Source organism: Acetomicrobium sp. (assembly GCF_059026225.1).
Map to the genome: position 1 here is coordinate 396,532 of NZ_JBWQOQ010000002.1, position 22,015 is coordinate 418,546.

General features: G+C 44.8%; 15 protein-coding genes. 10 read left to right on the forward strand and 5 right to left on the reverse strand.

What is annotated here, in order from left to right; genetic code table 11:
* The first annotated feature begins 132 nt into the window (after window positions 1-132).
* The 3 genes from AC5SXE_RS03090 (at window position 133) to AC5SXE_RS03100 (ending at window position 6,742) form a co-directional block, all read left to right on the forward strand.
* Complete coding sequence (locus tag AC5SXE_RS03090; protein ID WP_493916559.1) at window positions 133-2,619, forward strand: DNA methyltransferase; 2,487 nt, start codon at window positions 133-135, stop codon at window positions 2,617-2,619.
* A 2-nt stretch (window positions 2,620-2,621) separates the two neighbouring features.
* Window positions 2,622-5,603, forward strand: a complete 2,982-nt coding sequence (locus AC5SXE_RS03095) for a DEAD/DEAH box helicase family protein (RefSeq protein ID WP_493916560.1) — start codon at window positions 2,622-2,624, stop codon at window positions 5,601-5,603.
* A gap of 206 nt (window positions 5,604-5,809) precedes the next feature.
* The gene (locus AC5SXE_RS03100) at window positions 5,810-6,742 is read left to right on the forward strand and encodes an MBL fold metallo-hydrolase (protein WP_493916561.1); all 933 of its coding nucleotides are present in this window, start codon (window positions 5,810-5,812) and stop codon (window positions 6,740-6,742) included.
* On the opposite strand, the gene ade is transcribed toward AC5SXE_RS03100, so the two are convergent.
* A complete protein-coding gene (ade, locus tag AC5SXE_RS03105) occupies window positions 6,737-8,536 on the reverse strand; it encodes an adenine deaminase (RefSeq protein WP_493916562.1) in 1,800 nt (599 codons plus the stop codon). The genes AC5SXE_RS03100 and ade overlap by 6 nt on opposite strands.
* 82 nt (window positions 8,537-8,618) lie before the next feature.
* Here ade and AC5SXE_RS03110 point away from each other — a divergent pair, with 82 nt between their 5' ends.
* Entirely contained in the window at window positions 8,619-9,629 is a 1,011-nt protein-coding gene (locus AC5SXE_RS03110; RefSeq protein ID WP_493916563.1) for an alpha-hydroxy-acid oxidizing protein, read from the forward strand.
* Between the two features lie 19 nt (window positions 9,630-9,648).
* Entirely contained in the window at window positions 9,649-11,853 is a 2,205-nt protein-coding gene (locus AC5SXE_RS03115) for an FAD-dependent oxidoreductase (RefSeq protein WP_493916564.1), read from the forward strand.
* Window positions 11,854-11,937: 84 nt separating this feature from the next.
* Here the strand turns inward: AC5SXE_RS03115 and AC5SXE_RS03120 are convergent, their stop codons facing one another.
* Entirely contained in the window at window positions 11,938-13,500 is a 1,563-nt protein-coding gene (locus tag AC5SXE_RS03120) for a diguanylate cyclase domain-containing protein (protein ID WP_493916565.1), read from the reverse strand.
* Between the two features lie 505 nt (window positions 13,501-14,005).
* Here AC5SXE_RS03120 and gcvT point away from each other — a divergent pair.
* The 5 genes from gcvT (at window position 14,006) to lpdA (ending at window position 19,871) form a co-directional block, all read left to right on the forward strand.
* The gene (gene gcvT / locus AC5SXE_RS03125; protein WP_493916566.1) at window positions 14,006-15,103 is read left to right on the forward strand and encodes a glycine cleavage system aminomethyltransferase GcvT; all 1,098 of its coding nucleotides are present in this window, start codon (window positions 14,006-14,008) and stop codon (window positions 15,101-15,103) included.
* 32 nt (window positions 15,104-15,135) lie between these two features.
* Window positions 15,136-15,531, forward strand: a complete 396-nt coding sequence (gcvH, locus tag AC5SXE_RS03130) for a glycine cleavage system protein GcvH (RefSeq protein WP_493916567.1) — start codon at window positions 15,136-15,138, stop codon at window positions 15,529-15,531.
* On the forward strand, window positions 15,531-16,874 hold the full coding sequence (gene gcvPA / locus AC5SXE_RS03135; protein ID WP_332636826.1) for an aminomethyl-transferring glycine dehydrogenase subunit GcvPA: 1,344 nt from the start codon (window positions 15,531-15,533) through the stop codon (window positions 16,872-16,874). Before gcvH ends, gcvPA begins: the two co-directional genes overlap by 1 nt.
* On the forward strand, window positions 16,871-18,328 hold the full coding sequence (gcvPB, locus tag AC5SXE_RS03140; RefSeq protein ID WP_493916568.1) for an aminomethyl-transferring glycine dehydrogenase subunit GcvPB: 1,458 nt from the start codon (window positions 16,871-16,873) through the stop codon (window positions 18,326-18,328). Before gcvPA ends, gcvPB begins: the two co-directional genes overlap by 4 nt.
* Before the next feature lie 145 nt (window positions 18,329-18,473).
* Window positions 18,474-19,871 carry a dihydrolipoyl dehydrogenase gene (gene lpdA / locus AC5SXE_RS03145; RefSeq protein ID WP_493916569.1) on the forward strand — a complete coding sequence of 466 codons (1,398 nt, stop codon included), beginning with the start codon at window positions 18,474-18,476 and terminating at the stop codon, window positions 19,869-19,871.
* An 18-nt stretch (window positions 19,872-19,889) separates the two neighbouring features.
* Here lpdA and AC5SXE_RS03150 read toward each other — a convergent pair whose 3' ends face one another.
* Genes AC5SXE_RS03150 through xth form a run of 3 tightly spaced genes read right to left on the reverse strand, consistent with a single transcriptional unit; the run spans window position 19,890 to window position 22,014 of the window.
* Window positions 19,890-20,264 (reverse strand): hypothetical protein, encoded by a 375-nt coding sequence (locus tag AC5SXE_RS03150; protein WP_332636804.1) that lies wholly within the window; start codon window positions 20,262-20,264, stop codon window positions 19,890-19,892.
* Window positions 20,265-20,300: 36 nt separating this feature from the next.
* Complete coding sequence (locus tag AC5SXE_RS03155; protein ID WP_332636805.1) at window positions 20,301-21,194, reverse strand: DMT family transporter; 894 nt, start codon at window positions 21,192-21,194, stop codon at window positions 20,301-20,303.
* Between the two features lie 34 nt (window positions 21,195-21,228).
* Window positions 21,229-22,014 (reverse strand): exodeoxyribonuclease III, encoded by a 786-nt coding sequence (xth, locus tag AC5SXE_RS03160; protein WP_493916570.1) that lies wholly within the window; start codon window positions 22,012-22,014, stop codon window positions 21,229-21,231.
* Window position 22,015 lies beyond the last annotated feature (1 nt).

The window sequence follows — 22,015 nt, forward strand, 5'->3', positions numbered from 1 at the left end:
GCTGGAGTAAAGTAGAAATTAAGATTACTTTGCACGGCAAAGCACAAAAAGAAGCGTCTTAGTTGTTGGATTTAAGTGTCCCGGATTACGTTACAGTACGTACCTAGAGTCTTGGCAAGAAGAGGTGAAATTATGAGTAAAGAACAGAGGTTCTATGATGCGCTAGAAGACATCTTTGTTGGCGCAAAGGTGGAGGGCGAATCGGGATATATTAATTTGATGAGGATAAAGTCGCGTTACTACGAAGAAGGTGTCTTCCCCAAACTTAAAGAGGACGTAGACAGGGCGTTAGAGCCTTTCCCCGAGTTCAAAGAGGAGCTTTTTGATAAACTGTATACTTTCTTTAACCGCTATTTTTCGGAGAGCGGTTCGATTTACTTTAGATATACTCCAATCCATCAAAATGTCTATGAAAAGGTATACACTGACGATAAGGATGTAATACTTTTCTGGAAAACGCACATGCTTTATTATGTCAAAACCGACAAGTTGTTTAAAAACTTGGAGGTTAAAACAGAGGAATTTAAATTTTTCTTTGACGTTTCTGGGCTTGAACATAAAAAAGCAAACGAAAAAAGAGCCATTATTTACGAGTTTAAAGAGAAGAGAAAAGACGGAGTAATTGTTTTTAATGTTTTATATTCTGAAAGAGGCAGGATAACTAAAATTAACGATATTTTAAGAGACCTAAGAAAAGAAGGAGTAACAATTACCGAAGACGCTCTGGAAAAGGCATTTAGGGTGTTTGAGAAACAAAACGATGTTGACTATTTCATAAACAAGAATGCCAAAGAGTTTTTGCAAGAGCAGTTCAATATATGGCTTTATCAATATGTTTTTAGCGGCGAAAGTGGATGGACAGAGAAAAGAATAAAGCAGTTGCAAATTCTGAAAGACATAGCATTTAAGATAATTGATTTTATAAGTCAATTTGAAGACGAACTCGTCAAGATATGGAATAAGCCCAAGTTTGCCTTGAACTCTAACTATGTGATAACACTCGATAGGATTGCAGAAAAAAATATCGAAATCATAGAAAAAATACTAGAGCATGAGGGATTTAAGGATCAAGTAAAAGAGTGGGAAGAATTAGAGATCGCAGACAAAGAGTTTGACAAAAGAAAGGTATTTGAAAACCCGCTTTCGGGCAAAAAGTTAAGGAAGAAATACCAACACCTGCCAATTGATACAAAGTACTTCAAGGATTTGGAGCTCGAAATTTTGGGGCTTTTTGATGATTTGGATAATTCTTTGGATGGGTGGTTGATAAAGAGCGAAAACTACCAAGCGCTAAATACAATCCTTCCTAAGTTTAAAGAAAAAATACAGACCATTTATATCGACCCACCGTTTAATAAAGAACAGGATGCAGATTATTTTTATTCTGTAAAGTATAAGGATTCGAGTTGGGCAACTCTGCTTGAAAATAGATTTAGGCCGGCAAAAGATATCTTAAATGAGAAAGGAAGCATCTTTGTAAGGTGCGATTACAACGGCAATTGGATCGTCAGGCCGTTGATGAATGAAGTTTTTGGAGGAGAGAATTTTAAGAATGAGATAGTAGTAAATAAATCTGTCAGGATGAAAACCGAGGGAAATAAATTTCCCTCGTGGCATGACTCTGTTTTTTGGTATTCAAATAATTCCGATAAAGTTTATTTCCGCCATATCACGGAATCAAGACAGAAGGAAGAGTGGCGGTCCATTGATATGGAAGGTGAAAAATGGGACGTCATTCCTCAAGATATGATTAAGCTTTTTTCTGCAAAAAATATAAAGTACGATGAGAATGGAAATCCTATTTCCAGGGCGAGGATAATATTAGGAAAAGAAATTTTGCCGAGAGATGGAAGGCGTTTTCCTTCTCAAGAGATTATTAATGAATTGGAAAAACAAAATAGAATAAGATTTAGCAAAACCGGGAACCCCCAAATGTTAAAACCCGCAGAGATTTATTTGACAGATGACTGGACTGGCTTTTACGGTTATTCTTTCACGTGGAATTTCCCTACCGAAAACTCCGAAATTCTCTTAAAACGCGTCATAGAATCTACCTCTGACGAAGGTGATTTAGTCATGGATTACTTCCTAGGTTCTGGCACCACAACTGCAGTAGCCCATAAACTGGGGAGGAAGTGGATTGGCGTAGAAGTGGGTGATCATTTTTACACTGTGGTCTTACCAAGGATGAAAAAAGTTTTAGCCTATGATAAATCTGGAATTTCAAGAGAAAAAGATGTCAAAGAAAAATATAACAAAGATAACGCCGGTGGCTTCTTCAAATACTACGAACTCGAACAATACGAAGATGCGTTGAGAAAAGTAAAATATGAAGATGCCGACCTCTTCGATAACCCTTATGAAGACCCATATAGCCAATATGTTTTTATGAGAGACCCAAAGATGGTTGAAGTATTAAGGATCGATTATGAGAATAACAAAGTAAAAGTGGATTTATCGAAGCTTTATCCCAACATAGACGTTCCGGAAACCCTCTCAAATCTCTTGGGCAAGTGGATTAAGAAGGTCAGTTCAACTGAAGTGGAATTTGACGATGGCGAAAAAATAAATCTGGAAAATCCGGATTACAGGCTCATTAAAGATTTAATATGGTGGTAAAAATGAATAAATTATATTTACGTGATATGGCCGAAGATTTGAAATACGAAGATCTGCCTCCCAATTGGAACACCTTTGATCTGGAGACTTTTTCAAAGGATAAAAAACTTTGGGATTATCAGCAGGATGCGGTAAGAAACGCAATAAAAGTTCTTTGGAAATATTATGAGGATTTTGTGGATTATCGAAATAATGAAAATGCGACTGCTAACAAGTATAGAAAAAAACTTTTCTTTGAATGGTACGAGGACAATGGATTGGACCAAGAAGACGATTTGGTCATCAAATTGGATAAGAGGAAAAGGAACATCTATAAGCTTTTAACGGAGTACTCTGACGATTTTCCTCAAGAAAATGGCAAGATCTCCTATGAGCATTTCATAAATCGAATGTGCTTTTGGATGGCGACGGGCAGCGGGAAAAGCCTTGTCATAATTAAACTTATTCAAATCTTGATACAGTTGATCGAAAGAGGTGAAATTCCTCCATACGATATTTTGATCTTGACCCATAGGGACGATTTGATAGAACAGCTTAAAAATCATGTGCGTGAGTTTAACGGTGCTAACGAGAATCAGATAACCTTAAAGGAACTAAAGGAATACCCTGAAGTTAAAAGGGAGCCCTCTTTATTCGGCACCACTGTCTTTTATTATCGTTCTGATAACTTGAGCGACGAACAAAAAGAAAAAATTATTGACTTTAAAAACTACGACAATGACGGCAAATGGTATGTCTTCTTGGATGAAGCGCACAAAGGAGACAGAGAAGATTCAAAAAGACAGCACATTTATTCCATTTTATCGAGAAATGGTTTCTTATTTAATTCATCCGCCACCTTTGTAGACCCAAGAGATATTGCCACTTGCGCCTATGAATTTAATCTGTCGAGCTTCGTGAACGCGGGTTACGGAAAGCACATTGGCATTCTTAAACAAGAGATGAGGGCATTTAGGGATGAAGAAGACTATAGTGGAGAAGAAAAACAAAAGATAGTTTTAAAGTCTTTGATCATTTTAACTTACGTGAAGAAATTTTACGAAGATATCAAAAATATCAGGGCAGATTTGTATCATAAGCCCCTCCTTTTGACCCTCGTTAACTCCGTCAATACGAAAGATGCCGATTTGAAACTCTTCTTTAGGGAGCTGGAAAGGATCGGCCAAGGAGCAATTGACGAAGATCTTTTTAAAAAAGCTATCGATGAGCTCCTGAGTGAATTAAAGGATAAGCCGGATTTCATGTTTGAAGAAGGCAGGTCTATCAAGATAGACGAAGCAAGGTTAAGGAACATCACTAAAGATGACATCTTAAAATATGTGTATAATTCGAGCACTAGCGGAGAGATCGAAGTATTAGTGAGACAATCCGATAGGAAAGAGTTGGCCTTTAAATTAAAGGCCAGCGACAGGCCTTTTGCGTTGATAAAGATAGGTGACATATCTGGATGGTTGAAGGAGGAGCTTGCTGGGTATGAAGTGCAAGAGAGATTTGAGGATGAGAGTTATTTTGAAAATTTAAATAAAGAAGAGTCAGAAATAAACATTCTCATGGGATCGCGCAGCTTTTATGAGGGCTGGGACTCCAACAGACCAAACGTCATTAACTTCATCAATATAGGCATGAGAGAGGATGCAAAGAAATTCATCCTTCAATCCGTTGGGCGAGGCGTAAGGATTGAACCCATAAAAAACAAGAGAAAGAGGTTGCTGCAGCTTTACAATGCAAAAGAAATAGACAAATATTTATTTGACCTTCTTAAAGATAAAGCATTGCCGATGGAGACGCTCTTTATATTTGGGACGAATAGGGACGCTTTAGTTGCAGTGATCCAAGAACTGAAGAAAGAAAAGGCAAGAGCAAGCGTGGCGGAACTTTCCCTTTACGAGAACCCCACAATTCAAGGTCATACATTGCTTGTGCCCACATACGGATTAGCATCGTCTTATATTTCAATGCCCAAAGAGCAGCTAAGGTTTGAGATATCCGCTAAAGACTTTGAGGTGCTTAGAAAATTTAATGAATTTGTAGCAGACGACAGTGTGCTGATGATGAGATATAAAAACGCAGAACCAGCCAAAGTGAAAATCATGAGAGAAGGTATAAGTTCTAACAGTTGTTTTAAAATCAACAAAGACGTTAACAATATCAAAAATATCGATTTGCTCATCCAAAGATTTTTCGATTATCTTAGTGTAATTCCAAAAAAATTTGAGGAACTTAAGGAACTGGAAGACGAAATAAAGCACTTTAAAAATATTAAGGTCTATTTGGAGGATATCAAAGAACTAAAGAAAGCAATAGAGATAGTCAAGGAATACCAAGACCCTTCAGTATTGAAAACAGAGCTGAAGGGGAAGTTAAAACGTAATGAAATTGATTTGGATCAATACACGGAAGGCATCGAAAAATGCGCTCAAATGATTAAAAAGAAAAATATAGATTGCCTTGAAATTAAGCACATTGCAAATCACTATTACATACCACTTGTACTGTCTAACGATGAAAGAGTAGACTATATCAAGCACATTATCAAAGTCAAGAGTGAGGTTTCATTTGTAAATGATTTGGAAGATTATCTCGAAGGAAACAATAATAAATTTAAAGAATTCGATTGGTGGTTTTTTAGCAAGCTTGACGAAAGCTTGGATGAAATTTATATTCCTTACTATAGCGCCAATGTTAACAAGATCAGCCGATTTTACCCGGATTTTATCTTCTGGCTTAAAAAAGGAAATGACTACTTCATAGTCTTTGTAGACCCAAAGGGAACGGAGCACACAAGTGCTATGAGAAAAATTGATGGATACGAAATACTGTTCGGGGAATTAGGGAAAGAAAAGCTGTTTAATTACAGAGGATACAGAGTAAGAATAAAATTGCTACTGAGATCAAGAGAGGGTTCAGGATCTTCAGGCAAGTATAATAAATATTGGTTTAATGAAATTAGTGAAATGTTGGACAAGATTTTAGAGGCTGTATAATGATTATTGAAGTTGCATGTTCGCAGGATTTTCTGGGCATGGATACAAGCTTGGCCCCATATCGGGTAAACTGGTTGCCGAGCTTATCGCCACAGGATCCGTTTCATGTAGTTTGAAGGAACACTACTTCAAAAAAGGAAGGGTGAGTTACAATCACTGACGAGAGATTTGTATTTAATCCATTTATTTTAAAAGTGGCCCAAGATTTGAAAATCGTCCTAATTGACTTGCCCGTTGAAAAACTTCCCGGCTTTCATCATTTCTTGAGCAGTTGGTTGATAATTGACGAAAGTTCGAGCCGGACAATCCTTATAGATGTAGGACCTGTCTCAAGCGTTCCCGTTCTCGTTCAGTCTATTGAGGCGGTTGGGGTTTCAAAACTTGACTTTATCTTGCTGACTCACGTACACCTCGATCACTCGGGAGGATTAGGACACCTTCTAAAAAAATTCGAATCGGCCAAAGTGCTAGCGCATCCAAAGGGCAAAAAGCACCTTTTGAATCCTAAGCGCTTGTGGGAATCCAGCGTAGAAGTCTTGGGGGACGTTGCATTAGCTTACGGCAGGCCGATTCCAGCAGAGGAGAGCTCGTTTCTGCCCGACGAGGCAAGTTTGGAAGGCATCAAAAAGATAGAAACGCCCGGACATGCCTCTCATCATTATTCGTTCCTGTATGAGGCGGAATCGAATTTGCTTTTTGCGGGCGAGGCTGCAGGTACTTATTACAAAAGGGGATTTGCCTATCCAGGCCCCGATAACGGTACCTTCATATTGCGTCCTGCCACGCCACCCAAGTTTTATTTACAAAGCGCTCTTTCAAGCATAAGAAAGCTAAAAAGTTTAAAGGCAGATGTCTTGTGCTACGCTCACTTTGGCTATACCACTGAAGTTTTAAAATTCCTCGACTTGGGAGAAAAACAGCTTTTGCTATGGGATGCCCTTATACGAGACTACATATCAAAATACGAAGGCGCGACCATTATGCCAGAAAACATGGCTGAATACCTGCTTCAGAAAGATCCGCTTTTGGCCGATTTTTCTAACCTACCCAAAGATATCAAGATCCGTGAGGGAGAAAACATACTTTCTTCCGTTAGGGGATTTTTAGATTATGTTTTTCAAAATACAAAGGCATCATAGGCCTTTGAAAAGATCGACGAAGTTAAAGTTTAAAGTATCTACCAATCCTCTATTGGTTATTCTAAGTTCCGGTAGAACCGGCAGGGAGAGCAGAGCCATGGTCATGAAGGGAGATTCGATAGAACATCCCAGCTGTCGCCATGCTTCGTCTAAGGCCTTCACTTGGGCGTCTACATCTTCTACTGGTTCATTGGACATTAAACCTGCTATGGGTAGCTTTACTAAAGCCAATACCTTGCCATCGCACACGGCGACCATGCCTCCGCCGCATTCGTGCAGCACATTTCCCGCATAAGCCATGTCGGGGTCGTTTGTACCCACGATTAGAAGATTGTGGCTGTCATGCGCTACGGTGGATGCAACAGCACCTCGCTTTAAGCCAAAACCACTGACAAAACCGATTCCCATGTTTCCGGGCCCGCCGTGACGTTCTATGACTGCAACCTTTGCCACGTCTTGGACAGGGTCGGCCGGGATTGTTTGGTCATGGACCGAGAGCTTCGCCGTCTTGTGCAAAGTATTGGTCTTAGCTTCTATCACTTGTATTATCCTCACAGTTGCTTCCTTATGTGGCCCGAAATATTTAACTTCGAAATCTGCCCCTGATAGTTCTTTTCTAAGATGTACGGTGTTAAGTGCCCAATCCGGATATTTTGGAGTTTTAAGGCTTTCCGTTAATTTTCCTTCCTTGGCGACGATCTTGCCATCGCTCATTACGATCTCAGGGACAAAGTCCGCCAAATCCCTCACAAAAAGTATGTCGGCGCACCTTCCCGGCGCTATGGCTCCGATCTCATGGCTTACCTTGAAGCACTCCGCTGTATTTATCGTGGCCATTTGTATGGCGCTTATGGGGTTCAATCCTTCTTCTATGGCCCTTTTCACCACATGATTCATGTGCCCCAGCGTCAAAATAGTGTGAGGATGGGTGTCGTCGGTAACGAGCAAGGCCCTCCTGTCATCCGCTCCCGTCTCGGTGATGCTTTTTACGGTGGCCTTTATATCCTGCCATGCCGACCCTTCTCTCATTTTGCTGTACATGCCAAGACGCAACCTGGCCAAGGCGTCTTCCTTTCGCGTGCCTTCATGACATGATGCTACTCCTGATGCTGCGTAAGCTTGAAGGCCCATGTCCGTTTCGGGAATGGAATAATGGCCGGTCACGACTTTGCCCGCCTCCATGGTAAGTTTGAGCATTTCGTGTACTTTCTCATCGCCGCTCAGCACTCCCGGGAAGTTCATCATCTCTCCAAGGCCTATTATTTCCTCCCACTTCATGGCCTCGGCGATGTCCTTGGGAGTGATTTCAGCCCCTGCGTCCTCAAATCCCGGTGCCGAGGGCACGCATGACGGCATGGTTGAAAATACCTTAAGGGGCAAGCCCTTGCCCTCATCTATCATAAGGCGGACCCCTTTAACCCCCAGTACATTTGCAATTTCATGGGGATCCATGAAGATGGCGGTCGTGCCAAAGGGAAGCACTGCTCGGGCAAATTGCGTGACTGTCACCATGCTCGACTCTACATGCATGTGACCGTCCAGCAATCCGGGAGTTAAATAAAAACCTGTGGCATCTATAACCTGCGTTTCCGGGCCAACTGTATGATCGACCTTGCCAACCAAGACTATGCGACCCTTGTATATGGCGATGTCTGCGGGCATTATCTCCCTAGTGAAGACGTTTACCACAAGACCACCCTTTATCACAGTATCAGCTTTGCGCTTGCCTTGAGCTGCAAGCGTCAAATCGCGAGTCATTTCGTAAAGGGCATTTCTTCCCAAGAACTTCGCCATCCTTCATCACTCCTTTTTTCGCTGCTTAGTTTAAAATAGTACTATTATTATATGTCAGAAAGCAGAGGCAAGGTGATGGGAAGTGAAATGGGAAGATGTTTTAGGAAGGGCCAGAGAGGCATTGAAGGGGATATGTAATTTGTGCCCCATTTGTGATATGAAAGCCTGTGCCGGTAGGGTGCCAGGCATCGGCGGAATCGGCACGGGTTCTAGCGCTAAAAATAACTATGAGGCGCTTCGTAGTCTAAGATTTAAGATGAAGACCCTTCATGACGTCACTGAACCCGATATAAACGTTGAACTTTTTGGGCAAAAGTTAGCCATGCCCGTGATAGGGGCAGCCGTCGCAGGAGCTGCGATCAACTTCAAGGACAGGATGGACGAGGCCGATTTGGCAAAAGCTCAGGTTTTCGGGGCCCTGGAGGCAGGTACCATAGCCATGATAGGAGACGGCCCTGGCGATCTTTACGATAAAACGATCGAAGCGCTAAAAGGAGCAGGTAAAGGCATAGCCATAATAAAACCCAGAAAATTAGACGAGATGATAAGGCGCATTAGGATGGCTGAAGAAGCCGGTGCGGTAGCCGTTGGCGTAGATGTCGATGCTGCCGGCTTGGTCAACATGAGGAGATCCGGCGAATACGTGGGACCTTTGGGTCCCGATGCCTTAAGAAGGATATGCGAGAGCACAATGCTTCCAGTTATAATCAAAGGTGTCATGACAGAAGAAGAAGCCCTAATGGCCTGTGATGCGGGTGCGGGCGCCATCGTCGTATCAAATCATGGCGGCAGAGTGTTGGATGACCTGCCCGGGACGATCTCAGTCCTTCCAGGCATAGCCTCAAAGGTAAAAGATTGCTGCATCCTATTGGCCGATGGTGGAGTGAGAAGCGGATCGGACGTTTTGAAGTTCATCGCTTGCGGGGCCGATGCCGTCTTAGTGGGTCGTCCCGTCGTGTGGGGGGCCTTTGGAGGCGGCAAGGAAGGAGTCAGGTTGCTTTACGAAAAATTGGCCGACGAGTTGCGCATAGCGATGATATTAACTTCAACGCCGAGCATTAAAGATATCTCGGCGAGTGTTTTGCAAAGTTAAGTAGGAGGTAGGTTAGATCATGATTAAAAAAAATGGTATCCTCTCTTTAATTTTACGGACCCTAATGTTCGTGATCGTCTCAATTTCCATGGCTGCTTGTCCGTGGTCGGCAGAGGCCGTTGAAACGAGGGATTATGACGTTATTGTAGTGGGGGCGGGAACGGGAGGCGTTGCAGCAGCAATCCAGGCCGGACGATTGGGAGCAAGGGTGGCCCTATTTGAGGATACGAACGTTTTGGGTGGCCAAATGGTGGCATCGGCCGTGTCCACAATGGACGACATGTACGGCACCAGATGGGGGCTTTATGGAGAGTTCTTGGATGGCATTTTGGAATATTATTCTTCTCTAGGGAAGTCGGTGGGGACTTGTTACTGGACTCCCATTACCGTTGCTTTCGAGCCCGATGTTGCCGACTACATCCTGGCAGAGATGATAAAAGACGTCCGCGAGGGAAGGACGACCGTTGACGGAAAGCCCGGTATTTTAGACGTTTATTTCAAGTCCAAAGTGCAGAGGGTTTTGAGGTCAAGCGACGGAAAGACCGTGACTGGCATCATCGTTGATGTGAGGGGCAAGAAATTTCAATGTAATAGCAAGGTCTTGATTGATGCCACTGAATATGGGGATTTGCTTCCCTTGGCAGGTGCAAGTTATAGGGTTGGTCGCAATGTAGTAGGCTCCGATTCAAAGGACTTTGATGAGGATGCGAGAGTGCAGGATATTACCTGGGTAGCTGTAATAAAGCACTATCCGGGCGGTGTCCCCGACGATTTAAAGGTCAACACTCCCCCTCCGAATTACGAACAAATGAGGGAATCTTTTAAGTCCTACGTAGCTCGTGATGGTTTTACCTTTAAGGGATACCCGATTAAATTTCCTGTCGATTGGCCAACTCACAACGCTTATCGGGGCTTGCCTGACAGTTTGGCTCCCGGGGATGCCGACGCCAGTAGCCCTTTTACATGGCTTTTGCTCACCAAGACTGAGATAAACTGGGCTAACGATTATCCTGGCAAGGGGGGTTATGAGGAAAAAAGCGGCCTGCCCGTAACGTACTTTGAGGATCCCAATTTCAGGAAGGAAACTGAAGCCAAGGCAATGCTCGTAACTATTGGGTTTATTTATTACCTGCAAAATGAGCTCGGTTGCGATTGGTCCGTGGCGTCTGACATTTTTGAGTCCGATTCGACCTATGAAAAGGTAAAAGATTTTGTTCCCTTCGAGTACGCCTCAATTGCAAAGCACTTTCCTCCCCGACCCTACATTCGTGAAAGCAGGAGGCTCGTTGGCATAAGCACATTGACTTCCCATGAGCTTCGAGTGAATTCGGAAAGCTATATTAAAAATGAAGGAAGAGAAATTCCCAACTCTGTCGCCGTCGGTCGTTATGTTTTGGACCTACACGGTGCGGACGAAACTGCTCAACTGGAAGAAGAGTTTGGCGAGACAAAGGAATCCATAGCCAAAAACAAACCCGTTGGGCCCTTTCAAATACCCTTTGAAATCTTTATACCCAAGGATCTGGACGGTTTTTTGGCGGCGGAAAAAAATTTATCGGTGACCCGACTGGCCTCGGGAGCGCTTAGACTTCAGCCCATAACCATGCTTACGGGACAAGCTGCAGGGGCAATAGCAGCCGTGGCTGTCAAGGAAGAGGTTCCTCCCCGCGAGGTAAACGTGTTAAAAGTACAAAGGATACTTTTGGAGGCAGGAGATAGGCTTTCTTTATGCGTTTTTTCAGATGTCCCGCCCAATCATCCCTTTTGGCCGGCAGTGCAAACGGCTACCATGAGAGGTTGGATGAAGCCAAAGAGTTTGCCCACCTTTGCTGCCTCAAGGGCGGACAATTATAACGATATCCTGCAGGCATCGCGAAAGGGACGCACCAAGGGCATCTTTGGCGTGGATGAGCCCTTGAGCTGGAAGAGTGCAAACGAAATGCTTAATGCTGTACTAAGTGACCTGGGGAACCGAAATAAAGTCAATTTGCACTATGGCATGAGCGATGAACCTATATCTAAAGGAGAATTTATGCTTGCTTTCTGCCAGGCTCTTTATCCCGATAAAACTCCCAAACCCATAACCACCGAGAGGGAGAAAATTTCATGGGCCTGTAAAAGACTATCGCCATTTTTAACTGATGAAAACTTGAATTTCCAGGGGATCATTTTAAGGGGGGAAGCCCTCGATCTTGTTTTGAAGGTTTTGACCGAGCATAGATAGCAAAAGGAAAAAGGTACGACAACCATAGTTTCTAAAGCCGTGCCTATCTGTGGTGCGTTAGTAAAAACAGTTTGCGCCGGGTCTTTAGCGCAAGAAGGCACGATCTTCTTGAAAGAAACAATAAGGCCTGGCGCTTTTTTTGGCTTTATACATAGCAATGTCGGCGTGGCGTATGAGCTCATCGAAGCTCGTCCCATCCTTAGGGTACAGGCTAATTCCTATGCTTGGCGACAAAAAGACGTCAACGCCTCCTGCCTTCGTGGGCGTTTTCAACGCCGAGACGATTTCTGACACCGCATGCTCAACGTGTTCCGTGTTTTTCATATGTGGCAATATCACGATAAATTCATCGCCACCAAATCGACCAACTAGTCCGTTACACACCTTTTGGCATAGGCGCTTGCCGAACTCTATCAAAATCTCATCGCCAACATCGTGCCCTAAGCTGTCGTTGTAAAATTTAAACCCGTCAAGATCGAGGAAAAAAACGGCGATGAAAGAATTTCCATCTCCCTTTGATGTCATTTCGCTAAATTTCATTTCGAGCATTGCTCTGTTGGGAAGCCCCGTCAAATAATCGTGGTAAGCATAAAATTCCAATCGCTGCATGGCCTTAACTTCTTCGGTTATATCGCGCGATATGATCAATACCGCCTTCTTGTTATCTTGAAAGGAAACAGGCACGATATTATGCTTGAAGTATCGGCCCTTTCTGGCGTCTTCAAATGACTTAACTTGGCCCGAATGCAGCGCTTCCTTGATTGCTGCCATGCGATGTTCATATGTTTCAGCGTCCAGCACTTGCCTTAAGTTTTTACCGATCAGTTCTTCTCTTTTTTTCCCTAAGCTATTGGCCATAGCCCGATTTACAGATAAAAACACCCCTCGCTCATCGAGCAGAGCCAAGGGGCCGGGTGTAAACTCAAATAATCGTTCATAAAGGTCTTTAAAGTAACCAAGTTCCACAGAAAGTAAACCATATTTGGTCACGGCCAGCACCATTCCTGCCAACCATATTAAACCTGCCAGGCAAGCGATTGGGGGAACTTGAAATATTTCGAACATTGGCGCCACAACATCTGAAAAAGTGCCTACAAAAAACCCGGCAACAACCGTGAAAAAAAGTATTTTCCCCTGAGCTCGCTGTTTTTGCTCTTCTGCATTGAGCCAAAACTTAAGAGCTAAAAAGGCGCAAAAAGACAGAATCGCACTATAATAAATTACAAATAGGTAAGATGCGGGTGAATTGGCCCAGAAGGCAACCCAACCAAAGGGGCCCCTTTCGACCTTATTTATAAGACCTCCTCTCCACTGAGCTGTTATTAAAAAAAGACATAAAAAAGACGGAGTCAATACAGCCCTAAAATTCGGTTTTATGCCTCTCGTGACAGCTAGATAAAAGAAAAGGACGGGCAAAGGAAAGATTATCCAACCAAAGGAACTGATGTTAAACCACATTAAGGCCCCATCAGGAGTTGGGGAAAGGTGCGCATAGGCTTCGCAGAAAGACCATAGTGCAAAGCACAACACTATACTCATGCACAAGTTGCGTTCTGTTGTAGGAGTATTGTATGCAAATAGGGATATGGCAGCAGCTGAATAAACTAAAAAGACTAGAAAATCAACTTGCGGTAAAATTTCTGACATTTTTGTCCCCCGACGATCAAGGTTTTGTCATTTAATGCTATGTCTCAAAAAATAGGCCTTGACATTACAGCCCTGTCATAAAAACTAGTGACCGACGCAGGAAGGGCGCACATCAATAGTATAGAGAATAACAGAAATAAGTGAAGCTAAATTCTTCCTTTTTATAAAAAATTGCAGACTAATCGGTCCTACATATGTTCAACCGATTATAAGTTAAAAAAGCATTACAGACAAGTCAACCCCGTCATCTTATCGCGTGCTTGACGCTTAAAGACAAACCCTGTACACTGAAAAGGCACGAAAGGGTTAGTTCACCACAGTGACCGTAGTTCGTGCCGTATGTAGAGAACTCGGGCAATCCACGCAATAGTACCTTAAGTATATGAATCTGCAAAATTAGCAATGACGTTTCGCGGTCTATGTTCGGTATCGTGTGCTTTTAAAGCATGTAGGCTACCTTTTTCGCTATCATAATCATTTAGAACAAGGAAGGAGGAGATTGAGTTTGAAAAAAACACCGCTTTACGAGAAGCACATTGCACTGGGCGGTCGTATTGTTGATTTCTTGGGGTGGGCTCTTCCCGTGCAGTATAGTGGGATTGTCGAAGAACACTTAGCCGTGAGAAGCGCGGCTGGCTTGTTCGACGTATCTCATATGGGGGAGATAGAGGTTAAGGGAAAAGATGCCTTGAACTTCATTAACTACATCGTTACTAACGACGTTTCCAGATTGGTGCCGGGCAAGATCATGTACTCTCCTATGTGCTACGAACATGGTGGAGTGGTAGACGACATTTTGATATACATGCATGACGAAAGCAATTTGCTTTTAGTCGTCAATGCCGGCAACAAGGATAAAGATTATCACTGGATCTTGGATAAATCAAAGGACTTTGATGTTAGTGTTCTGGATATGTCCGATTCCTATGCTCAAATTGCCTTACAGGGACCGAAGGCCGAAGGCATACTTCAAAAACTCACCGATATTCCCTTAGGGGATCTGAAGTTTTATGCCTTTAAAGACGAAGTCTTGGTTGATGGTGCGAAGGTTTTGCTTTCGCGAACAGGATACACGGGCGAGGACGGTTTTGAGCTTTATCTGTCCCCCTCCGATGCCGTTCATGTTTGGGACAAGCTGCTTGAAGCTGGCAAAGAAGAAGGCTTGCTTCCGGCCGGATTGGGCGCGCGAGATACCTTGCGTTTTGAGGCTAGTCTGCCCCTCTACGGACAGGAACTCTCCGAGGAAATAACACCCCTTGAGGCCGGTCTTGGTTTCTTCGTCAAGCTCGACAAGGAGGATTTTATAGGAAAGTCCAGCTTGCTTGAGCAAAAGGAGAATGGGTTAAAGCGGAAGATTGTAGGATTGGAAATGATTGAAAAGGGCGTTCCAAGGCACGGCTACGAAGTAAGATCTCAAGGCAAGACGATTGGCACGATCACCTCCGGGTCGTTTGCTCCTTACCTGGAAAAATATCTGGCTTTGGCCTTACTTGGCATAGACTATACGGAAATGGGCCAGGAAGTTTATGTCAATATAAGAGGAAGAGAGAGGCTCGCTGAAGTTGTCGAGACTCCTTTTTATAAGAGACGTTACAAACGCTAATTAAAAAGTAAAATTAGGAGGTGCTGTAGGACATGAACATACCTGAGGACTTGAGGTATACGAAAACGCATGAGTGGGTTAGGGTTGAAGATGGCAAGGCCTATGTCGGAATAACTGATTTCGCTCAAGAGCATCTAGGCGATATAGTTTATGTGGAACTTCCCGAAGTGGGATCGGAGGTAGAGGCGGGAGACGCTTTTTGTTCGGTCGAATCTGTCAAGGCGGCCTCCGATGTATATTCGCCCGTTTCGGGCAAAGTGATTGAAGTTAACGAATCCCTGGAAGATGAACCTGAATTGTTGAATGAAGATCCCTACGAAAATTGGATCGCAGTCATCGAAATGAGCGATCCGGGGGAGGTGGATGCCCTTCTCGATGCCGAAAGCTATGCGAAGCATTGCGAAGAAGAAGAGGAGGAGATGGCTTGATGTGGAGCTATATTCCCCACACGCGCGAAGATAAGGAAAAGATGTGCAAGGCCCTGGGCATCGCATCTATTGACGAGTTGTTCGAGGATATTCCTAAAAAGGTGCGAATGAAGGGAGATTACGATATCCCTGGTCCCATGACCGAAGATGAATTAATCGTGCACATGCAAGAGCTGGCGGGCAAAAATTCACATCTGGATAGTCACGCCTGTTTTTTAGGCGCAGGGGTTTATGATCACTTCGTGCCTTCCGTGATCGACGCAATGGCATCTAGGGGCGAATTTTACACGGCTTACACACCCTACCAACCGGAGATTAGCCAAGGGACTCTCCAGGCTATCTTCGAGTATCAGTCGATGATATGTGAACTTACGGGCATGTATGTCTCTAACGCCTCCATGTACGACGGAGCTTCGTCCTTTGCCGAGTCGGCCTTCATGGCTTGCACAGCTACGAAAAGGGAAAAGGTACTTTGTGCTAGGTCTGTACATCCGGAATACAGGATGGTCTTAAATACCTACGCTCATTTTAGAGGTGTCCAAGTAGAGGAGTTTGGCTACAAGGACGGGCAAGTCGATGTAGACGACCTTAAAAGTAAGTTGAACGAAGAAATCGCTGCGGTAATGGTCCAGAGTCCCAATTTCTTTGGTGTCATCGAAGACGTGGCATCAATAGCCGAATTAGCACACTCAAAAGGCGCTTTGCTGATCACGAGCGCAGATCCCATCTCTCTTGCAATCCTGGAAGCGCCTGGAAAGCTTGGCGCTGACATCGTAACAGGCGAAGGGCAAGCCTTGGGCAATCAACCTTCCTTTGGAGGACCGCACTTTGGCTTTTTGGCCGCGACAGAGAAGCTCCTTAGAAGAATGCCGGGACGCATCGTGGGACAAACAGTTGACACAGAAGGTCGCCGCGGTTTTGTCTTGACTTTACAGGCAAGAGAACAGCATATACGCCGCGAGAGGGCTACTTCGAATATATGCACTAATCAAAGCCTATGTGCTTTGATGGGTGCAGTGTATATGGCCACGATGGGTAAGGAGGGCCTTAAAGAAGTGGCGAAACTTTGTTACAACAAGTCTCATTACGCCATGGAAAAGCTGGTCAAAGAGGGATTTAAACGTGCCTTTGATGCGCCCTTCTTTAAAGAGTTTGTCGTGATCTCGCCTAAGCCGGTGAATGAACTTAACGAAAAGCTTTTAAAACAGGGCTTCATAGGCGGCTACGACCTTTCCAAGCACTATCCCGAGATCGATAAGGGCTGGCTAATTGCCGTGACCGAGCGCAGGACGAAAGATGAGATCGACGGGTTCGTTAGTGCCGCAGGGGGTGAAGTGCGATGAAAAAGCCCGTGGAGCTGATAGTTGAACTAAGCAAGCCCGGCAGGAAAGCTTACTCACTTCCCGCTTGCGATGTGCCTGAGGCGAGCGAAAAAATTCCGGAGAGATTTGCAAGGAAGGCTGACGCGAGGCTTCCTGAGGTTTTTGAAGTGGACGTGGTTCGTCATTTTACCAGGTTGTCTCAGCTTAATTACGCCGTTGACATAGGGTTTTACCCCCTGGGCTCGTGCACCATGAAATATAACCCGAAGGTGAATGAAGTTGTGTCGCGACTTCCCGGATTTTTGCGGATCCATCCCTATCAACCTGAGGAGATGGTACAGGGCGCTTTGAAGCTAATCTACGATTTGGAAAGGATGTTGTGCGAGATTACCGGTATGGAGCGAGCCACACTGCAGCCTGCCGCAGGGGCGCACGGGGAACTGACGGGACTCATGATAATAAAGACTGCCCTAGAACACCGAGGCGAGGGCCACAGAAACAAGATTATAATACCCGATTCTGCTCACGGCACTAACCCGGCGTCAGCGAGCATGGTGGGCTATGAGGTAGTGGAAGTAAAATCAGACGAGCGGGGAAATGTTGACGTCGAAGATTTAAAGAAGCTCATGAGCGACGAAGTGGCGGGCATCATGCTAACAAACCCGAATACGCTGGGCTTATTCGAGGAAAGGATCGATGAAATCTCCAAGATAATACACGATGCCGGAGGGCTTTTGTATTATGACGGTGCCAACCTTAACGCCAACCTTGGTAAAGCACGACCAGGCGACATGGGATTTGACGTGGTGCACTTAAACCTTCATAAGACGTTTAGCACTCCACATGGCGGCGGGGGCCCCGGGTCTGGTCCCATAGCCGTGACAAAGGAGCTAGTTCCCTTCCTTCCCGCACCACTTGTCGAATACGATGGTAACCGATACTATCTTGACTATGACAGGCCTTCGTCCATAGGAAGAGTCAGGTCCTTTTACGGAAACTTCAACGTGATGATAAAAGCCTACGCCTATATTCTCACCATGGGACCTGAGGGCTTGAGGGAAGTGGCTGAATGCTCTGTCTTAAGCGCCAACTATCTCATGAAACGATTGCGCGATTACTTCGATCTGCCCTACGATCGATGGTGCAAGCACGAATTCGTAATTTCGGGCAACAGGCAGAAAAAATCCAAAGGCGTGACTACGTTGGATATGGTTAAGCGCTTGATAGATTACGGTTTTCATCCTCCGACTGTGTATTTCCCCTTGATTGTTCCTGAAGCCATGATGGTGGAACCCACGGAGACGGAAAGCTTGGAGACCTTGGACGCCTTTGCGGAAAGCTTGATAACGATTGCCAAAGAAGCCGAGGAAAACCCTCAGCTGGTCAAGGAATCTCCGAAAACCACTCCTGTCACGCGCTTAGACGAAGTGACAGCCGCTAAAAGGCCAATTGTTAAGTGGGAGTTTGAATCGTAAAGTTTAAATTTAATCGCAAAGCGTCCCTCACCGGAAATTAAAAGGCGTGAGGGACGCTTTGTTAGTTGAATTGCTATTGCGTCACGATCCAGCCGGGTTTTAGACCGTTGTTATAACAATTTTTTGATGGAAAGGAGACATTTGCATGGCAAACAGCGACCTCATCATCATAGGAAGTGGCCCTGGGGGATATGTAGCCGCTATTCGAGCCGCACAACTTGGAGCCAAGGTCACCATCGTTGAAAAAGAAAAAATAGGCGGGACATGTCTCAATTACGGTTGCATCCCCACAAAGGCTTTGTGCCAAAGCGCTTCGAGCGTTCTTTTGGCTAAAAGAATGGAAGAATTTGGCGTGATCGTCGGCGAGCCTCGAGTTGATATGTCCAAGGTACATGCCTGGAAACAAAGGGCTGTGGATGAGCTAACCGGAGGAGTGGAAAAGCTTTTAAAAGGATACAAAGTGAACGTTCTTCACGGTGAAGCGAAATTAATTCACAAAAACAAAATCTTGGTAAATATGCCAGACGGCAAATCAAGTGAACTTGAATCCAAATGTATCTTGATAGCTACCGGATCCAAGGAGACCATTCCAAATGTGCCTGGCATGGACCTGGAAGGAGTCGTCACCAGTAAGGAACTGCTGGGATTTGAAGGCTTGCCGGAAAGACTTTTGATATATGGTGGCGGCTACATCGCTATGGAATTTGCGAGCATTTATAACGCCTTGGGCTCAAAGGTGACGGTCATGGTGAGAAGCAAGGTGCTTCGCTTGATGGACGGCGAGATATCCAAACGCATGAACGTGTTTTTAAGGAGAAAGGGCATAACCCTTTACGAGGGGACGCTCCTTGACCGCATCGAGGAAGGCCAGGATGAATTAGTAATTCACGCTTCAGGCAAAACGGGAGAAGTTGTTTTAGGTGCCGACATGGTCTTGGTTGCCACGGGAAACACCCCCAATGTTGAAGGACTGGGTTGCGAGGATGTGGGCATTAAGACTGGGGAAAAAGGCATCGTAGTGGACGAGCTTTACCGCACTTCCACAGAAGGAATATACGCCATAGGGGACGTATTAGGTCCTCCCTACCTGGCTCACGTGGCTTCCGCGGAGGGTAGGGCTGCGGCAGAAGCGATGTTTGGGCGACCAACCAAGGTTAACTATGATGTAATTCCTGCGGCGGTATTCACCATTCCGGAAGTTGGTACCGTGGGAAAGACCGAAGAAGAGCTCCAAAGTGAAGGAATACCTTACAGAGTCGGCAAGTTTCTCTTTGGAGGTAACGGGAAAGCCGTTGCCATGGGGGAAGAAGAAGGTCTAGTAAAAGTTTTGGCTTACGAAGACGGAAAATTAGCGGGAGTTCATATAATTGGCCCTCATGCAAGCGACCTGATCCACGAGGCGGCCATAGCGATGCATGCCGGTGTAACTGCCGAGGAGATGGACTCATGCATTCATGCCCATCCAACACTAGCCGAGGTCTTTCATGAAGCAGTGATGAACGTTACTGGGCAAGCCATTCATCAACTGCCCAAAAGGCGGTAAACTCCCGTTGGCTGTCTCTTAGATCTCGACTGGATAGACGTTGCCGAAGGAGTCAACGAATACGGCAGATGCCTTATTGTCTTTGTCCTTGCGCAGAGTTATGAAATGAGTGCAGCTAGTTTTAACATAATATTGTAGCGCTTCTTCCGTAGCGCATGCCTCGATCTTCTCTTTACAAAGTGGACAGGAAAAACTATAGCAAATTTGTCCTACAGAATCGAGCCTTACGGCCACTTCTTCTCCGAGGTCATTATAATAAAGGACGAGCGATTCTTCCGGTAAAAATCTATTAAAGTGAGAGCATTTAGCTTTGGTGCCCTCTTGTGCAGAAGATATAGTCTCAGCTCCACAAGTTGGGCACTTGATTTTCCAATAGTGTGCTATCTTTCTCACCTCTTTTGCTCATGTATCGCAAATGTAATATAGCACTTATCGGTTATCCCTGCAATAGAATAAAGGTTCTAATGAAAGCAATATAACGGCAATACAAATAAATATTCCGCCCAAAACGGCTCTTTTTTCTGGCACTTCATGAAGCAAGACAAATGCCCACATCATCGAAAAGGGGACCTCAGTCATGGATACCACAGAAGCTATGGAGCTTGACATGTACTTAAGTGCTCGTGAAATCATCCCGAAAGCCAGCGCAGAGGTGCAAAGGGCCATGTATAAAAGGCCAAGGTAAGCTTTTAAAGGGGCCTTAAATAACATCCCGGCTTCTCCCGTGAACAGGGCAACTACCCAACAGATTATTGATGCCCACATAAAGTTCTGTAAGTAGGCTTTGAAGGGGGATTCTTTGCCCACCCCATACCTTCCGTTGAGCAGGTATAAGGCATATCCGGCTCCTCCTGCCAGGGCACACAATATGCCTATGAGGTCAAATTTCAACCCCTCTTTGGGATCCCATACTGCGAAGTAAACACCCAATAAAGATACTATTAGGGCCAAAATCTGTACTATGGTTGGACGTTCCCGTGCTATGGCCCAGGCGCCTATCATGGCCCAAATTGGCGCGGTGTAATATAAAATCAACGTTAAGCCTATGGATATCCGTAAAAAAGCGATGCTCAAGCCTAAGTTGGAGCTGATCAAGCCAACAGCGCTTAACCAAAAAAGAGGTTTGCGCATCTCTGCTTTGCGGGGCATTATCAAAGAGCTTCGTGGTTTTGGAGCAAGGAAGATGATAATGCATGTGCTTACGGTGAGGCGAAAAAGGGTTATGAGAAGAGGACTGACCCCAAAGCTGTTGATAAATCGGACGGCAGGCCCGTTTGTTCCCCATATTAATGTCGCTCCAAGGGCTAATAATATTCCCTGCATAGCATGATCATACCTCATTGTTTTGAGCTTTTTGCTAGATGTCAAAGATACCCACCATAATTGTATGGTCTGATGGCCGTTCCCAAATGCGCGGTTCTCTGTCGATGTAACAGTCCACAGATCGCTCCGCTAGCGGCTGCGTAGCCAATATGTGATCGACGCGCCACCCGATGTTTCGTTCAAAGGCATTTTTGACGCGATAGTCCCAAAAAGTGAACTGCCCTTCTTCGGTATGATGTTTTCTGAAGACGTCCATGAATCCCCAGGATTTCACCGTATCGAATAAATCGCGAATTTCCTCGTGGAAACAGACATGATTTCTCTTGGTCTCAGGTTTTGTGACGTCCTTTTCCTCCGGTGCGACGTTCATGTCACCCACCCACAGTATTTTATCTTCGTCATTAAACTGCGATTCCAGCATCTCAAGAAATCGCATCAAAAAATCCTTTTTGTATCGGTAGTCAGGGTGAACTATCGATTTTCCCTGTGGCACATATGTGTTTATTACCCAGATATCGCCAAAACGAGCTATCATGAGCCTGTCGTCATCTCTGGGGTTTTTGTCATCGGGGAAGCCGTAGATTATTTCTTCAGGCTCATTTTGACATGCTATTGCGACGCCGCTATAACCCTTCTTGCCTCGAAAAAATACATGGTATCCCCACGATTCAAAGGCAGATAGGGGAAATTGGTCGTCACTAACCTTAGTCTCTTGCAAGCAAAGCACATCGACTGGATTTGCAGAGAGCCATCTTTCTAAGATGTGAAGCCTACTTCGAACAGAATTCACGTTAAAGGTAGCTATCGTGAAAAACGGCATT

What these genes read in the sequence shown, in the direction of transcription:
- ade (WP_493916562.1), bottom strand. Translation starts at nt 8,536, where the DNA reads ATGGCGAAGTTCTTGGGAAGAAATGCCCTTTACGAAATGACTCGCGAT.
- AC5SXE_RS03090 (WP_493916559.1), top strand. Translation starts at nt 133, where the DNA reads ATGAGTAAAGAACAGAGGTTCTATGATGCGCTAGAAGACATCTTTGTT.
- xth (WP_493916570.1), bottom strand. Translation starts at nt 22,014, where the DNA reads ATGCCGTTTTTCACGATAGCTACCTTTAACGTGAATTCTGTTCGAAGT.
- gcvPA (WP_332636826.1), top strand. Translation starts at nt 15,531, where the DNA reads ATGTGGAGCTATATTCCCCACACGCGCGAAGATAAGGAAAAGATGTGC.
- AC5SXE_RS03095 (WP_493916560.1), top strand. Translation starts at nt 2,622, where the DNA reads ATGAATAAATTATATTTACGTGATATGGCCGAAGATTTGAAATACGAA.
- AC5SXE_RS03115 (WP_493916564.1), top strand. Translation starts at nt 9,649, where the DNA reads ATGATTAAAAAAAATGGTATCCTCTCTTTAATTTTACGGACCCTAATG.
- lpdA (WP_493916569.1), top strand. Translation starts at nt 18,474, where the DNA reads ATGGCAAACAGCGACCTCATCATCATAGGAAGTGGCCCTGGGGGATAT.
- AC5SXE_RS03155 (WP_332636805.1), bottom strand. Translation starts at nt 21,194, where the DNA reads ATGCAGGGAATATTATTAGCCCTTGGAGCGACATTAATATGGGGAACA.
- gcvPB (WP_493916568.1), top strand. Translation starts at nt 16,871, where the DNA reads ATGAAAAAGCCCGTGGAGCTGATAGTTGAACTAAGCAAGCCCGGCAGG.
- gcvH (WP_493916567.1), top strand. Translation starts at nt 15,136, where the DNA reads ATGAACATACCTGAGGACTTGAGGTATACGAAAACGCATGAGTGGGTT.
- AC5SXE_RS03120 (WP_493916565.1), bottom strand. Translation starts at nt 13,500, where the DNA reads ATGTCAGAAATTTTACCGCAAGTTGATTTTCTAGTCTTTTTAGTTTAT.